Genomic DNA, 13,490 nt, shown 5'->3' with positions numbered 1-13,490 from the left:
CTCTGGTGACTATGGAGAGCGTGGCCGCGGCCGTCACCCGACTCGAGGCCCTCGCCGCAGCAGAACCGCTCGCCACGCTCGCTGAGCGATTCGCCGCCGCCGGCCACGAGCTCGCGCTCGTCGGAGGGCCGGTGCGCGACGCCTTCCTGGGCCGTGCGGTCAACGACCTCGACCTGGCCACCTCCGCGCGGCCCGACGAGATCATCCGCATCGTGAAGCCCGTCGCCGACGCGCACTGGGACATCGGGCGGGCCTTCGGCACGATCGGCGCACGGCTCGGTGAGCACACCGTCGAGATCACGACCTACCGCGCCGACGCGTACTCCCCCGACTCGCGCAAGCCCGAGGTCGCGTTCGGCGACACGCTCGAGGGCGACCTCATCCGTCGCGACTTCACGATCAATGCGATGGCACTGCGTCTTCCGGGCCGCACCCTCGTCGACCCCTCGGGTGGTCTGGACGACCTGTTCGCCCGCCGGCTCATGACGCCCGGCAGCCCCGACGACTCGTTCGGCGACGACCCGTTGCGCATGCTGCGCGCCGCCCGGTTCGCGGCGCAGCTCGAGGTCGACCTCGATCCGGCGGTCGTCGAGGCGATGGGGCGGATGCGCGACCGCTTGTCGATCATCTCTGCCGAGCGGATGCGCGATGAGCTCGTCAAGCTGCTCTGCACCGCTTCGCCCCGCCGCGGGCTCACCCTGCTGGTCGACACGGGGCTCGCGGAGCTCGTCGTGCCCGAGCTTCCGGCCCTGCGGCTCGAGGTCGACGAGCACGCTCACCACAAGGATGTCTACGAGCACTCGCTCACGGTGCTCGAGCAGGCGATCGAGCTCGAGGCCGCGCGCACCCCCGAGGCCTCCCCCGACGTCGTGCTGCGGCTGGCCGCCCTGCTGCACGACATCGGCAAGCCCGCGACGAAGCGCGTCGAACCGGGTGGCGCGGTGACCTTCCATCACCATGACGTCGTGGGCGCGAAGCTCGCCCGCAAGCGCCTGACCGCTCTGCGCTTCGACAAGGAGACCATCACCGCCGTCAGTCGTCTCATCGAGCTGCACCTGCGCTTCTTCGGCTACAGCGACGCGCCATGGACCGATTCCGGCGTGCGCCGCTACGTGCGCGACGCGGATGCTCTGCTCGAGCGCCTGCATATCCTCACCCGCGCCGATGTCACGACGCGCAACCGCCGCAAGGAGGCGCGGTTGCGCGGCGCGTACGACGAGCTGGAGCAGCGCATCGCCGCGCTCGCCGAGCAGGAGGAGCTGCAGGCGATCCGGCCCGACCTCGACGGCGAGCAGATCATGGCCCTGCTGGGCATCCGACCCGGCCCGGTCGTGGGGGAGGCCTACCGGTTCCTGCTCGAGCTGCGCCTCGACGCGGGACCGCTCGGCGCCGAGGAGGCCGAGCGCCGGCTGCGCGAGTGGTTCGCGCAGCGGTCGGGGTGACCGGACCTATGGTTTGAGTCGGGCTCCGCATCCGACTAGACTCTGCAGGTTGCCCCGCCGCTCTGGCGCGCGGGCGCACACGATGCCATAACCCTCCTGCTGCAGACCGTCTGCAGCCGTTCGAGTCCGAAGGAGGTGGGTGAGTCATGCATCAGTACGAATTGATGGTCATTCTCGACCCGGAGATCGATGAGCGCACTGTCGCTCCGAGCCTGGACAAGTTCCTCGGCGTGATCCGGAACGACGGCGGCACCATCGAGACCGTCGACATCTGGGGCCGTCGCCGGCTCGCTTACGAGATCAACAAGAAGACCGAGGGCATCTACGCCGTCGTCAACTTCACGGCGACCTCGGCCGCGACCCAGGAGCTCGATCGCCAGCTGAAGCTCAGCGAGGCGGTCATGCGCACGAAGGTGCTCCGCACCGAGGAGGCCGTGGCCCGCGCCGCGTCGATCGAGGCCGACAACACGGCCCGCGCCGAGTCGAAGGCCGCCCGCGCGGCCGTCGCGGCGTCGAAGGCCGCCGCGTCCGCCAAGGCAGCGGAGTAATCGTGGCCGGCGAGACGATCATCACCGTTGTCGGCAACCTCACCGCCGACCCCGAACTGCGGTACACGCAGAGCGGACTCGCCGTCGCGAACTTCACGATCGCCTCGACCCCTCGTTCGTTCGACCGCGCGTCGAACGAGTGGAAGGACGGCGAGGCCCTGTTCCTGCGCGCGAGCGTGTGGCGCGAGTTCGCCGAGCACGTCGCCTCGTCGCTGACGAAGGGCTCGCGCGTCATCGCGCAGGGTCGTCTGAAGCAGCGGTCGTACGAGACCAAAGAGGGCGAGAAGCGCACGACCATCGAGCTCGAGGTCGACGAGATCGGCCCGAGCCTGCGCTACGCGACCGCTGCGGTGACCCGCAGCGCGAGCAGCGCCGGCGGCGGCGCGATGGGAGGCCGCACCGGCGGCGCACCGATCGCCGACGAGCCCTGGGGCGCACCCGCTGCTGGCGGCGCACCCGCGGGCGGCGACGTCTGGAACACCCCCGGTTCGTTCTCGGACGACACCCCCTTCTGATCCGTTCAGCTCGCTGAGCGCACCACTTCTGAACATCCCGTAAGAAAAGGACAACCACATGGCTGGCAAGAGCAGCGGCGACCGCCGCAAGCCGCGCGGTGGCAAAGGCGCGAAGAACGCCGCTCCCGCTAAGGCGATCCGCGTCGGCGTCATCGACTACAAAGACGTCGCAACCCTCCGCAAGTTCATCTCGGAGCGCGGGAAGATCCGCGCCCGTCGCATCACCGGTGTCTCCGTGCAGGAGCAGCGCCTCATCGCCCGCGCCGTCAAGAACGCGCGCGAGATGGCCCTGCTGCCGTACGCGGGCGCGGGCCGATAGGAGCACCTGATGTCGAAGCTCATTCTCACGCAGGACGTCACCGGTCTCGGTGCCCCCGGCGATGTCGTCGAGGTCAAGAACGGGTACGCCCGCAACTACCTCATCCCCCAGGGTCTCGCCGTGGCATGGAGCCGCGGGGGCGAGAAGCAGGTCGACTCGATCAAGGCGGCGCGCGCGGCGCGCGAGCACGCCACGATCGAGGAGGCCCTCGACCTCAAGGCGCGCCTCGAGGCGAACCCCGTGACGCTCGCCGTCAAGGCGGGCTCCGAGGGCCGGCTGTTCGGCTCGGTCAAGACCGGTGACGTCGCCGACGCGGTCGCGGCCGCCGGCCTCGGCTCGATCGACAAGCGCCTGCTCGAGCTCGTCGCGCCCATCAAGGGTCTTGGCCAGCACGAGGCGATCCTCAAGCTGCGCGACGGTGTCGTCGCGACCATCACCATCACGGTCGTGGCCGCGAAGTAGGCGTTCGCAGCACTCGAAAGCGGTACTCGCGCCTCGGCGCGGGTACCGCTTTCTGCATCCCTGTGTCAAGGGGTAGACGGCGTGTTCGTCCACAGCTCCTCACCCTCATTCTCGAAGTCTCAGGGGCCGGTTGAACCCTCTTTCTCCACACCGGGTGTGGGGAGAATAACCCCTGGTCAGAAGAACTATCGACGAGAATCCAATGGGGAAGTGCACAGGCGTTTCCACACGTTGCTCACATCGCCGACGGCGTTTCTCCGCACGAATCCACAGAGTTATCCACAGGGGTGATTTGAGGGTGGATGCGCCGGGTTCCTAGGGTGAACCGTCACGCCGTCGGCATCGCCGGGCGCGTCGCACCGACGATCGTCGGAGGTCGGCGGTAGACCTGACTGACGAGCACCGGGGAAGGGGGCCGATCATGTCGATCGCACACATCTCGGCGGCACCCGACACCCGGGCGCCCTCCGATGCGCGCACCCACGATCGCGTCCCTCCGCACGACCTGCTCGCCGAGCAGAGCGCTCTCGGCGGCATGCTCCTGAGCAAAGACGCTGTCGCCGACGTCATCGAAAGCGTGCGCGGCATCGACTTCTACATCCCTAAGCACGAGGTGATCTTCGAGGCGATCCTCACCCTCTACTCGCATGGCGAGCCGACCGACGTCATCGCGGTGACCGACGAGCTGACGAAGTCGGGCGCGCTCAGCCGTGCGGGCGGCGCCGACTACCTGCACACGCTCACGGCGATCGTGCCGACCGCCGCGAACGCCGGCTACTACGCCTCCCTCGTCGCCGAGAAGGCGGTGCTGCGGCGCCTCGTCGAGGCCGGAACGCGCATCGTGCAGATGGGCTACGCCTCCGAGGGCGAGGTCACCGACCTCGTCAACAACGCCCAGGCCGAGATCTACCAGGTCGCGGGCGGCGTCGAGGCCGAAGACTTCATCCCCCTCACCGAGGCCGTCACGACGGCGATCGACGAGATCGAGGCGGCGAAGGGCCGCGACGGCCAGATGACGGGCGTGCCCACGGGCTTCCATGACCTCGATGCCCTGACCAACGGCCTCCACCCTGGTCAGTTGGTGCTCGTCGCCGCTCGGCCGGCGCTCGGCAAGTCGACGCTCGCGCTCGACTTCGCCCGGGCCGCCGCCATCAAGCACGACATGCCCACGATCATCTTTTCGCTCGAGATGGGCCGCAGCGAGATCGCCATGCGTCTGCTCTCGGCCGAGGCCTCGGTGCCGCTGCAGGCGATGCGCAAGGGCACGGTCGACGCTCGCGACTGGACGACGATCGCGGCGACGCGCGGGCGCATCAACGACGCCCCGCTCTACATCGACGACAGCCCCAACATGACCCTCGTCGAGATCCGTGCCAAGTGCCGCCGGCTCAAGCAGAAGGTCGGCCTGAAGATGGTGATCATCGACTACCTGCAGCTCATGACGAGCGGCAAGCGCGTCGAGAGCCGCCAGCAGGAGGTCAGCGAGTTCTCGCGTGCCCTCAAGCTCATGGCCAAAGAGCTGCAGGTTCCGGTCGTGGCGCTCTCGCAGCTCAACCGCGGTCCTGAGCAGCGCGCCGACAAGAAGCCGGCGCTGAGCGACCTGCGTGAGTCGGGCTCGCTCGAGCAGGACGCCGACATGGTGATCCTGCTGCACCGCGAGAGCGCGTACGAGAAGGAGAACCCGCGCGCGGGCGAGGCCGACTTCATCGTCGCCAAGCACCGCAACGGCCCGACCGACACGATCACCGTCGGTTTCCACGGGCACTTCTCGCGCTTCGCGGATATGCCGCGCATCTAGACGTGCGATCGAGAGGCCCGGCGGACCGGGCCCCAGGATGCACTCGGGCGGTCGGCCGTACGATGTCGGCATGACCTCCGAGCCCTCGACCCCGGAGCGGGACGCCCCGGATGCTCCGGCGACTCCCTCCCCGTGGGCGGCCCCCCTGCTCCGCGCCGTTCCCGCACTCGTCGTGGGGCTCGCGATCACCTTCACGGCCGACCACTCCCCCGCGCTCGGGCTGATCATGCTCGCCGGGTTCGGTCTCGCCACGGCGGTCGTGCTCGTGCTCTCGAGCGTGCGGATGCGGCCGCTCGAGCCGCTGCGCCCGCTGCACCGCGGGCTGGCGATCATCGCGGGCCTCGCGGGTGCCCTCGCCCTCGTCGTGCTGACCTCCGGCGGGGCGGGCCTCGCGCTGCTGCTGCTGCTCATCGGCGGGTACGCCGTGCTCGCGGGCGCGCTCGAGCTCGTGTGGGGCATCCGGCACCGCGACCGCAGCCCGCTCGCCCGCGATGCCGTCGTCATCGGCGTCGGCACGCTGGCTCTCGCAATCGTTCTCGCGCTCGTCGGCGATCCGGTGAGCGCCGTCGGCTTCTTCGGCGCCTACGCCGTCGTGCTCGGCATCTTCCTGCTCATCGCCGGCCTCAGCCTGAAGTGGTCGACCCCCCTGAAAGAGAGCGCCGCCTCATGACCGAACCCCGCTCGCGCATCACCCTGCGGCCTGGCGAGCTCGTCGGCCTCGCCGCCCTGGTGGCCGTGTTCGTCGGCCTCATCACCCTCATGGTCACGCGCGACCTGATCCTCTCGCTCATCGTCTTCGGGGCGACCTTCGTGCTCGATCTCGTGACCCTCGCGATGCTCATGCTCGCGGTCACGCCCAATAAGCCGGCCGACGGTGAGCGCCCGCCGGAGACCCTGAACGACTGAGCCGGGCGCGCCGCGGCTACCGCTCGTCGAGGGCCGGGTCGATGTAGTCGACCAGCCGTGCGGCCGCGCCGACGTAGCCCTGCGGGCTGAGGGCCACGAGCCGGGCCTTCGCCTCGGCGGAGATGTCGAGGCCGTCGACGAAGGATCGCAGATCATCGCCGCTGATGCGGTGACCCCGGGTGAGCTCCTTGAGCATCGCGTAGGGGTCGGCGATCGAGCTGCGGCCCGCGGTGACCTCGGCGCGGATCACCGTCTGGATCGCCTCGCCGAGCACCTCCCAGTTGCCGTCCAGATCGCGAGCCAGGGAATCCGGATCGATCGCGATCTCCCCGAGGCCCTTGCTGATGTTGTCGAGCGCGAGCAGCGAGTGGCCCAGGGCGACACCGACGTTGCGCTGCGTCGTCGAATCGGTGAGATCGCGCTGGAGCCGCGAGGTCACGAGCGTCGCGGCCAACGAGTCGAGCAGAGCGCTGGCCAGCTCGAGGTTCGCCTCGGCGTTCTCGAACCGGATCGGATTGATCTTGTGGGGCATGGTCGACGACCCGGTCGCGCCGGGCTGCGGGATCTGCCGGAAGTAGCCCATCGAGATGTAGCTCCACACGTCGGTGCACAGGTTGTGCAGCACGCGCCCGACGTGGCTGATGCGCTGGTAGAGCTGGGCCTGCCAGTCGTGCGACTCGATCTGGGTGGTGAGCGGGTTCCAGGTGAGGCCGAGCCCCGTGACGAAGTCGCGGGATGCGCTGATCCAGTCGTGGTCGGGATCAGCGGCGAGGTGCGCCGAGAAGGTGCCGGTCGCGCCGGAGAACTTGCCCCGGTACTCGACCTCGTCGACCGAGGCGAGCAGCAGCTCGAGACGGTGCACCGTGACGGCGAGCTCCTTGCCCATCGTCGTGGGGGTGGCCGGTTGGCCGTGCGTGTGGGCGAGCATCGGTTGGTCGCGCAGCTCGAGGGCGAGCGTGCGCAGGGTCTCGACGAGCGAGCGGGCGCGGGGCATCCACACGTCGCGCACGGCCGCGCGGATGGTGAGGGCGTAGGCGAGGTTGTTGATGTCTTCGCTCGTGCAGGCGAAGTGCGTGAGCTCGGCGATCTCGGTGAGGCCGAGCGCGGCGAGCTTGTCGCGCACGAGGTATTCGACGGCCTTGACGTCGTGCCGCGTGACGGCCTCCCGGCGGGCGAGGTCGGCGATGTCGTCGTCGCCGAACTCGGTGACGATCGCCCGCAGCTGGCGTGCCTCGTCGGCGGTGAGCCGCCGTGAGCCGAAGAGCTCGGCGTCGGTGAGGTGGATGAGCCACTCGACCTCGACTTGAATGCGCGCGCGGTTGAGCCCCGCCTCGCTGAGGTGCTCGCCGAGTGCGGCGACCTGGGCTTGGTAGCGCCCGTCGAGCGGGCTGAGGGGCTGGATGCTGAGCGGGCTCATGAGACGACTCCCTGTCGTATGCCGGGTTCGAGTTGGCGGAAGAGCGCGAGGCACGACCGCTCGATCATGCCGAGCACGGCGTCGAACATCGCCGCGTCGGAGTAGTAGGGGTCGGGCACGTCGAGCGCACCGCCGGCATCGGGGTCGAAGCTCAGCAGCAGGTGCACCTTCGCGCGCGCGTCGTCGTCGGGCGCCCACGATTTGAGGATGCGCTCGTGCGTGCGGTCGAACGCGATGATCAGGTCGAGGCTCTCGAACCAGCCCACGTCGAACTGACGAGCACGGTGCCCGCCGCCGTCGTAGCCTCGTGCCTGCAGTGCGCCGACCGTGCGCGGGTCGCTGCTCTCCCCCACAGGCCACTCCCCCGTGCCGGCCGAGTGCACGCTCACCTGCTGCTCCCAGCCGCGCGCACGGATCAGCTCGCGGAAGACGGCCTCCGCCATGGGCGACCGGCAGATGTTGCCCGTGCAGACGAAGCAGATGCGGAACATGCCGGGTGCATCGAGGACCCGGTCGAAGCTCATGCCCCCATTGTGTCCCAGTTCCCCCTCCTCCACACCCGGCCGCCCGGCCCCCCGGCACCCCCGTCACCTCGTCCGAGCAGGGCCGCGCGCGCGGTCGCGGCACGATCGGGGCGAGGGATGCGGCGCCGCCGCGGAGAGGAGCCTCGCGTGCTCGACACCACGGTCGCATGCCTCCCCCCGGGCTCCGGGGGCGATCCGGCCGGTGAGTTCCGCCGTCAGGCCGTGCTCGTCGACGACCTCCGTCTCCGGCTCGACGACATCGTGCGGGCCCTTCCGAGCGACGATGCGCTCGCGGGGTGGTGGGGCCCTGCGCGGGATGCCCTCCAGGGCGCGATCGATCTCGAACGGGCCCGGCTGGGGCGGGAGGCCGCGCGACTCGACGGCGTGCGCATCCAGCTGCAGGCGGCGGCCGCCGCGGCGCCCGGCCTCGGGGGCGCCTCGTCGTGACCGGGGGTCTCGCCGTCGGTGTGGGTGCGGGGGTCGCTCTCGACGAGATCGAGCGGCTGGCGCGCGCCCTGCAGGCGGCGGCGCAGCAGTGCCACGAGGTGGCGATCCGCATCCCCCCGCTGCGCACCGGGGAGAGCGCCGGACGCGACGCCGACCTCTGGGAGGTGCAGGGATCGGTGAACCGATCGATCGAGCAGCTGGGGGCGCTCTCGGGAGCGCTGCGCACGGCCGCGGGTCTCTACGACACCGCCGAGCGGACAGCGGCGCGCTCCGTCGAAGTGCTCGCAGCGCAGTTCGCCGCGGCCGCGGGCCTCGTGCTCTCACGGCTCGGCGCGCTGCTGCTGCCCTCGCTGCTCTCGGCCGCGGGCAGGGTCGCCCTCGTGTGGGGGCTCGTTCCCGACGAGCATCGGGAGACGGCGATGGCCGCCATCGCTCCCGCCCTCGCCCCGCTGCTGAGCGAGAGCCGCGTCATCGAGGTGCTGCGCGTCGCACTGTCGCTCGCCGACGATGTTGCTCTCGGCACGGTCGGCGTGCCGCCCGTTCTGGCGGGCGTCGTCGGCGAGACGGGCCTCGGGCTCTCGGGCATCGATACCGCGGCGCTCGCCGTCGCGGCGCTCGCCTCGGCGGCCGGGGCAAGCGGCACCGCCCCCGTGCGCGTCGATCGCGCGGGCAGCGACCTGCGCCGCGGTGGTGAGAGCCGGCCGGTGATCGCACCGGGCTCGCTCGCCGACCGCGTCGCACGCATCCCCGAGCCCTCGGCGCCCATCGTCATCGAGCGCTACACGCTGCCCGACGGCCGGGAGCACGTCGAGGTGTACATCGCCGGCACGGACGCGCAGGCGCCGATGGGCGGCGAGCAGCCGTGGGACATGTCGAGCAACGTGGCGATCATCGCCGGGGCCGACTCCTCATCGATCCAGGCCGTGCGCGCGGCGCTCGCTGCCGACGGCGTCACGAGCGAGACCTCGATCGTCTTCACCGGGTACTCGCAAGGCGGGGCGATCGCGACCGTGCTTGCCGAGTCGGGCGACTTCCGCACGACGGGGCTCGTCACGGTCGGCGCACCGAGCGGCGGGCTGCCCGTGCAGGGCGACTACCCGGCGATCGTGATCGAGCATCGGGAGGACCTCGTTCCGGTGCTGTCGGGCATCCGGCGCGACACGACCGCCGTCATCGTGCGCGGCGACGCGTTCGCGGGAGGCGAGGCGCCCGCAGGCATGCTGCCGGCGCACGAGATCGAGCGGTACCGGAGCACCGCGTCCGCCGCCGATGCGCACGTCAGCGCGGTGCTGCGCGCCGCCATCGATGCACTGCCGGCGCCCGGCGCGGCGGGCACGAGCAGCGCCTACACGGCGACGCGCATCCCGCGCCCGACTGGCGGGTGACGCTCGCCCGCCGGGTCAGCTGCGCTTGCGGCCGACGAACGGCCGCAGCAGCACGCCGATGAGCCAGCTCAGCAGGCCGAGCACGACGGCTCCGAGCACGCCCCACCAGAAGCCGTCGACCGTGAGGCCGAAGCCGAGCAGGCTCGAGATCCACGCCACGAGCAGCAGCAGCAACCCGTTGACGATGAGCGCGATGAGGCCCAGCGTCAAGATGTAGAGCGGGAACGCCACGATGCGGATCGTGTTGCCGATGATCGAGTTCACGAGACCGAAGATGCCGCCCACGAGCAGGTAGGTGAGCACGAGCGCGACCGTATCGCCCTCGGCACCGTACGACACCACCTTCACCCCCTCGACGATGAGCGTCGTCAGCCACAGCGCGATGGTGTTGATGATCAGGCGGATCAGGAAGCGTCCCATGCGACAACTATGCACGCGTCGTCGCAGACCCGGCAATCGAACGGCGGGCGAACGGCGGTCGCGCAGCGGGCGGCCCTCGGGGCCGACGTAGGCTGAGAGGGTGACCGAGACCCCCGCGAACCCCGTGCGCCTGCGCCCGGAGATCGTCTCGCTGCCCGCCTACAAGCAGGGGCGGGCGGCGTCGTCCGAGGCCTTCAAGCTCTCCAGCAACGAGAACCCGTTCCCCCCGCATCCCGCCGTGCTCGCGGCGATCCGCGATCTCGACATCAACCGCTATCCGGATGCCACGGCTCTCGTCGTGCGCGAACGCTTGGCCGAGCGGCACGGAGTGACCCCCGACGAGATCATCGTCGGGGCCGGATCCGTCGCGCTGCTCGCGCAGCTCATCAGCGCCGCGGCCACCGTCGGCGACGAGGTCGTATTCGCCTGGCGCAGCTTCGAGGCGTACCCCGGGCTCGTGACGGTCGCGGGGGCGACGAGCGTGCGCGTGCCGCTCACCCACGATGCGCGGCACGATCTGCCCGCCATGGCGGCCGCGGTGACCCACCGCACCCGCGCCGTCATCGTGTGCACGCCCAACAATCCCACCGGCACCGTGGTCACGGCCGCAGAGTTCGACGACTTCATGGCCGCGGTGCCGAGTGACCTCCTGGTCATCCTCGACGAGGCCTACGCCGAGTTCATCGACGACCCGGCGGCCGTCGACGGCGCGCAGCTCGTGCGGCGCTACCCCAACCTCGTGATCCTGCGCACCTTCTCGAAGGCCTACGGGCTCGCCGGTCTGCGCGTCGGATACGCGATCGGTCCGGTCGCGGTGCTCGACGCCGCGCGCAGCACGGCGATCCCGCTCAGCGTGACCGAGGCCGCGCAACGCGCCGTCCTCGCGGCGATGCAGGTCGAGCCCGAGCTGATCGCGCGCGTGCGCGAGCTCGCGGTGCGGCGCGACGCGGTGCAGGAGGCGCTGCGGGAGCAGGGGTGGCCCCTGCCGGTGTCGCAGGGCAACTTCGTCTGGCTGCCGACCGGGCCGGCTACGGCCGCCGCGGGCGAGGCCTTCGCCGCGGCCGGGATCGTCGCACGCGTGTTCCCTCCGGAGGGCATCCGCGTCTCGATCGGCGAGGCCGAGTCTGTGGAATCTCTGCTGGCCGTCGCGGGCGAGGTTGTCCGAACCCTCTGACCAGCGGCCGCACCACCGGGCCTAGAGTGGAATCCATGTCGTACACCCCGGACACGCTGCAGCTGCTCGCGCCCGACGGAACGCGGGTCGCGAGCGACGCCACCGAGGCCTACCTGCCCTACGTGGATGCTCTGACCGAGCAGCAGCTGCGCGAGTTCTACCGCACCATGCGTGTGATGCGCCGCTTCGATATCGAGGCCGGCAACCTGCAGCGCCAGGGCCAGCTCGCCCTCTGGATCCCGAGCCTCGGCCAGGAGGGCGCTCAGGTCGGCTCGGGTTTCGCGGCCCGGGCGCACGACCACATCTTCCCCGCCTACCGCGAACACACGGTCGGGCACATCCGTGGCCTCGACGTCGTGCAGATCATCAAGATGCTGCGCGGTCTCACGCACGGCGGGTGGAACCCCGCCGAGACCGGCAACTTCCACCTGTACACGCTCGTGATCGGCGCACAGACCCTGCACGCGACGGGCTACGCGATGGGCGTGATGTTCGACGGTCTCGTCGGCACGGGCGATGCGGAGACAGACACCGCCGTGCTCGTGTACTTCGGCGACGGCGCGACGAGTCAGGGCGACGTCAACGAGGCCCTCGTCTTCGCGCAGAGTTACCAGACGCCCCAGGTGTTTTTCCTGCAGAACAACCACTGGGCGATCTCGGTGCCGGTGCGCGTGCAGTCGCGCACGCCGCTCTTCCACCGCCCGCGCGGCTTCGGAATTCCCAGCGTGCAGATCGATGGCAACGACGTGCTCATGAGCTTCGCCGCGACGGCGGCGAGCCTCGACGCCGCGCGCGCCGGTGAGGGCCCGCAGTTCATCGAGGCCCTGACCTACCGCATGGGTGCGCACACCACGAGCGACGATCCGACGAAGTACCGCGACGACGACGAGCTGCACTACTGGCAGGAGCGCGACCCGATCGCCCGGTTCGAGACCTACCTGCGCGGGCTCGGCGAGAGCGAGGCTTTCTTCACCGAGGTGCACGACGAGGCCGAGCAGTTCGCCTCCGAGGCGCGCGCTCGCACGCTCGCCCTCGAACCGCCGCCCGCGGAGTCGATGTTCGCGCACGTCTACAGCCAGCCGCATCCGGTCATGGATGCTCAGCGCCAGGCGCTCGCCGACTACGAGGCCTCGTTCGAGGGGGGTGCCTCATGACGGTCGAGACCCTGACCATGGCCAAGGCCCTCACGCTCGGCCTCGCCGCCGCGATGCAGGCTGACGAGAAGGTCATTCTCATGGGGGAGGACATCGGGCCGCTCGGCGGCGTGTTCCGCGTGACCGAGGGGCTGCAGCAGCAGTTCGGTGCGCACCGCGTGCTCGACACCCCGCTCGCCGAGTCGGGCATCGTGGGCACGGCGATCGGCCTCGCGATGCGCGGGTACCGGCCCGTCGTCGAGATCCAGTTCGACGGCTTCCTCGTCCCGGCCTTCGACCAGATCACCACGCAGCTCGCGAAGCTCACGGCACGCCACGAGGGCGCGCTGCAGCTGCCCGTCGTCATCCGCGTGCCCTATGGCGGGCACATCGGAGCGGTCGAGCACCACCAGGAGAGCCCCGAGGCCTACTTCGCCCACACCGCCGGCCTGCGCCTCGTGAGCCCCGCGACGCCGCACGACGCCTACTGGATGATCCAGCAGGCGATCGCGAGCACCGACCCCGTCATGTTCTTCGAGCCGAAGAGCCGCTACTGGCCGAAGGGCGAGGTCGACCTCGCGTCGGCGGGCGCCGAGCTGCATGCCTCGCGCATCGTGCGCGCGGGCACCGACGTCACCGTCGTCGGGCACGGCGCGATGGTGAGCATGCTGCTGGATGCCGCCGAGGTCGCCGCCGAGGAGGGCACGAGCATCGAGGTCGTCGACCTGCGCTCGCTCTCGCCGATCGACTACGGCCCGCTGCTCGACTCGGTGCGGCGCACCGGTCGCCTCGTCGTCGCCCAGGAAGCGCCTGGCTCGGTGAGCATCGGCTCGGAGATCGCGGCGACCGTGACCGAGAAGGCGTTCTACTCGCTCGAAGCCCCCGTGCTGCGCGTGAGCGGCTACGACACCCCGTTCCCCCCTGCCAAGCTCGAGGGCGCGTACCTGCCCGACGTCGACCGCATCCTGCACGCGGTCGACCGCGCGCTGGCCTACTGAAC

16 protein-coding genes are annotated in these 13,490 nt (G+C 70.5%); 13 read left to right on the top strand and 3 right to left on the bottom strand.

Translation table 11 applies throughout. The features are described 5' to 3' along the window. Positions 1-11 precede the first annotated feature (11 nt). The 8 genes from ACTIE9_RS07565 (at position 12) to ACTIE9_RS07530 (ending at position 5,990) form a co-directional block, all read left to right on the top strand. Positions 12-1,442 (top strand): CCA tRNA nucleotidyltransferase, encoded by a 1,431-nt coding sequence (locus ACTIE9_RS07565; protein ID WP_439565001.1) that lies wholly within the window; start codon positions 12-14, stop codon positions 1,440-1,442. Between the two features lie 146 nt (positions 1,443-1,588). Further along, complete coding sequence (gene rpsF / locus ACTIE9_RS07560) at positions 1,589-1,990, top strand: 30S ribosomal protein S6 (RefSeq protein WP_439564970.1); 402 nt, start codon at positions 1,589-1,591, stop codon at positions 1,988-1,990. A gap of 2 nt (positions 1,991-1,992) precedes the next feature. After that, entirely contained in the window at positions 1,993-2,505 is a 513-nt protein-coding gene (locus tag ACTIE9_RS07555) for a single-stranded DNA-binding protein (protein WP_439564969.1), read from the top strand. Positions 2,506-2,563: 58 nt separating this feature from the next. Beyond that, a complete protein-coding gene (gene rpsR, locus ACTIE9_RS07550) occupies positions 2,564-2,824 on the top strand; it encodes a 30S ribosomal protein S18 (protein WP_047561128.1) in 261 nt (86 codons plus the stop codon). Positions 2,825-2,833: 9 nt separating this feature from the next. Further along, positions 2,834-3,286, top strand: coding sequence for a 50S ribosomal protein L9 (gene rplI, locus ACTIE9_RS07545; RefSeq protein ID WP_439564968.1), 453 nt, complete (start codon positions 2,834-2,836; stop codon positions 3,284-3,286). Between the two features lie 421 nt (positions 3,287-3,707). Further along, positions 3,708-5,084 (top strand): replicative DNA helicase, encoded by a 1,377-nt coding sequence (gene dnaB / locus ACTIE9_RS07540; RefSeq protein ID WP_439564967.1) that lies wholly within the window; start codon positions 3,708-3,710, stop codon positions 5,082-5,084. Between the two features lie 70 nt (positions 5,085-5,154). Further along, the gene (locus ACTIE9_RS07535; protein ID WP_439564966.1) at positions 5,155-5,754 is read left to right on the top strand and encodes a DUF308 domain-containing protein; all 600 of its coding nucleotides are present in this window, start codon (positions 5,155-5,157) and stop codon (positions 5,752-5,754) included. Next, entirely contained in the window at positions 5,751-5,990 is a 240-nt protein-coding gene (locus ACTIE9_RS07530; RefSeq protein WP_439564965.1) for a hypothetical protein, read from the top strand. Before ACTIE9_RS07535 ends, ACTIE9_RS07530 begins: the two co-directional genes overlap by 4 nt. A 16-nt stretch (positions 5,991-6,006) precedes the next feature. On the opposite strand, the gene purB is transcribed toward ACTIE9_RS07530, so the two are convergent. Both purB and ACTIE9_RS07520 read right to left on the bottom strand, forming a co-directional pair. Further along, on the bottom strand, positions 6,007-7,407 hold the full coding sequence (gene purB, locus ACTIE9_RS07525; protein ID WP_439564964.1) for an adenylosuccinate lyase: 1,401 nt from the start codon (positions 7,405-7,407) through the stop codon (positions 6,007-6,009). Then, on the bottom strand, positions 7,404-7,931 hold the full coding sequence (locus ACTIE9_RS07520; RefSeq protein WP_439564963.1) for a low molecular weight protein-tyrosine-phosphatase: 528 nt from the start codon (positions 7,929-7,931) through the stop codon (positions 7,404-7,406). The genes purB and ACTIE9_RS07520 overlap by 4 nt, the downstream gene beginning before the upstream one ends. A gap of 147 nt (positions 7,932-8,078) precedes the next feature. Between ACTIE9_RS07520 and ACTIE9_RS07515 the strand changes: the two genes are divergently transcribed. Together ACTIE9_RS07515 and ACTIE9_RS07510 are read left to right on the top strand one after the other, a co-directional pair. Beyond that, positions 8,079-8,378, top strand: coding sequence for a hypothetical protein (locus ACTIE9_RS07515; protein WP_439564962.1), 300 nt, complete (start codon positions 8,079-8,081; stop codon positions 8,376-8,378). Continuing rightward, entirely contained in the window at positions 8,375-9,763 is a 1,389-nt protein-coding gene (locus ACTIE9_RS07510; protein WP_439564961.1) for a hypothetical protein, read from the top strand. Before ACTIE9_RS07515 ends, ACTIE9_RS07510 begins: the two co-directional genes overlap by 4 nt. 15 nt (positions 9,764-9,778) lie before the next feature. Here the strand turns inward: ACTIE9_RS07510 and ACTIE9_RS07505 are convergent, their stop codons facing one another. Continuing rightward, positions 9,779-10,183 carry a phage holin family protein gene (locus ACTIE9_RS07505; RefSeq protein ID WP_439564960.1) on the bottom strand — a complete coding sequence of 135 codons (405 nt, stop codon included), beginning with the start codon at positions 10,181-10,183 and terminating at the stop codon, positions 9,779-9,781. A gap of 100 nt (positions 10,184-10,283) precedes the next feature. On the opposite strand from ACTIE9_RS07505, the gene ACTIE9_RS07500 reads away from it, so the two are divergent. The 3 genes from ACTIE9_RS07500 to ACTIE9_RS07490 are packed head-to-tail and all read left to right on the top strand — an operon-like array spanning position 10,284 to position 13,488. Beyond that, positions 10,284-11,357, top strand: a complete 1,074-nt coding sequence (locus ACTIE9_RS07500; RefSeq protein ID WP_439564959.1) for a histidinol-phosphate transaminase — start codon at positions 10,284-10,286, stop codon at positions 11,355-11,357. Between the two features lie 35 nt (positions 11,358-11,392). Beyond that, the gene (locus tag ACTIE9_RS07495) at positions 11,393-12,511 is read left to right on the top strand and encodes a thiamine pyrophosphate-dependent enzyme (RefSeq protein ID WP_439564958.1); all 1,119 of its coding nucleotides are present in this window, start codon (positions 11,393-11,395) and stop codon (positions 12,509-12,511) included. Continuing rightward, complete coding sequence (locus tag ACTIE9_RS07490) at positions 12,508-13,488, top strand: alpha-ketoacid dehydrogenase subunit beta (RefSeq protein ID WP_439564957.1); 981 nt, start codon at positions 12,508-12,510, stop codon at positions 13,486-13,488. The genes ACTIE9_RS07495 and ACTIE9_RS07490 overlap by 4 nt, the downstream gene beginning before the upstream one ends. The last annotated feature ends 2 nt before the right edge of the window (positions 13,489-13,490 follow it).

The sequence above is a fragment of the Microcella sp. genome (assembly GCF_051860105.1).
Lineage (GTDB): Bacteria > Actinomycetota > Actinomycetes > Actinomycetales > Microbacteriaceae > Microcella.
This window is presented reverse-complemented; position numbering and strand designations above follow the sequence as displayed.

Excerpts from the sequence above, each read along its gene's own strand:
- rpsR (WP_047561128.1), top strand. The coding sequence starts at position 2,564 with ATGGCTGGCAAGAGCAGCGGCGACCGCCGCAAGCCGCGCGGTGGCAAA.
- rpsF (WP_439564970.1), top strand. The coding sequence starts at position 1,589 with ATGCATCAGTACGAATTGATGGTCATTCTCGACCCGGAGATCGATGAG.
- dnaB (WP_439564967.1), top strand. The coding sequence starts at position 3,708 with ATGTCGATCGCACACATCTCGGCGGCACCCGACACCCGGGCGCCCTCC.
- ACTIE9_RS07505 (WP_439564960.1), bottom strand. The coding sequence starts at position 10,183 with ATGGGACGCTTCCTGATCCGCCTGATCATCAACACCATCGCGCTGTGG.
- ACTIE9_RS07520 (WP_439564963.1), bottom strand. The coding sequence starts at position 7,931 with ATGAGCTTCGACCGGGTCCTCGATGCACCCGGCATGTTCCGCATCTGC.
- ACTIE9_RS07565 (WP_439565001.1), top strand. The coding sequence starts at position 12 with ATGGAGAGCGTGGCCGCGGCCGTCACCCGACTCGAGGCCCTCGCCGCA.
- purB (WP_439564964.1), bottom strand. The coding sequence starts at position 7,407 with ATGAGCCCGCTCAGCATCCAGCCCCTCAGCCCGCTCGACGGGCGCTAC.
- ACTIE9_RS07495 (WP_439564958.1), top strand. The coding sequence starts at position 11,393 with ATGTCGTACACCCCGGACACGCTGCAGCTGCTCGCGCCCGACGGAACG.
- ACTIE9_RS07530 (WP_439564965.1), top strand. The coding sequence starts at position 5,751 with ATGACCGAACCCCGCTCGCGCATCACCCTGCGGCCTGGCGAGCTCGTC.
- rplI (WP_439564968.1), top strand. The coding sequence starts at position 2,834 with ATGTCGAAGCTCATTCTCACGCAGGACGTCACCGGTCTCGGTGCCCCC.
- ACTIE9_RS07535 (WP_439564966.1), top strand. The coding sequence starts at position 5,155 with ATGACCTCCGAGCCCTCGACCCCGGAGCGGGACGCCCCGGATGCTCCG.
- ACTIE9_RS07490 (WP_439564957.1), top strand. The coding sequence starts at position 12,508 with ATGACGGTCGAGACCCTGACCATGGCCAAGGCCCTCACGCTCGGCCTC.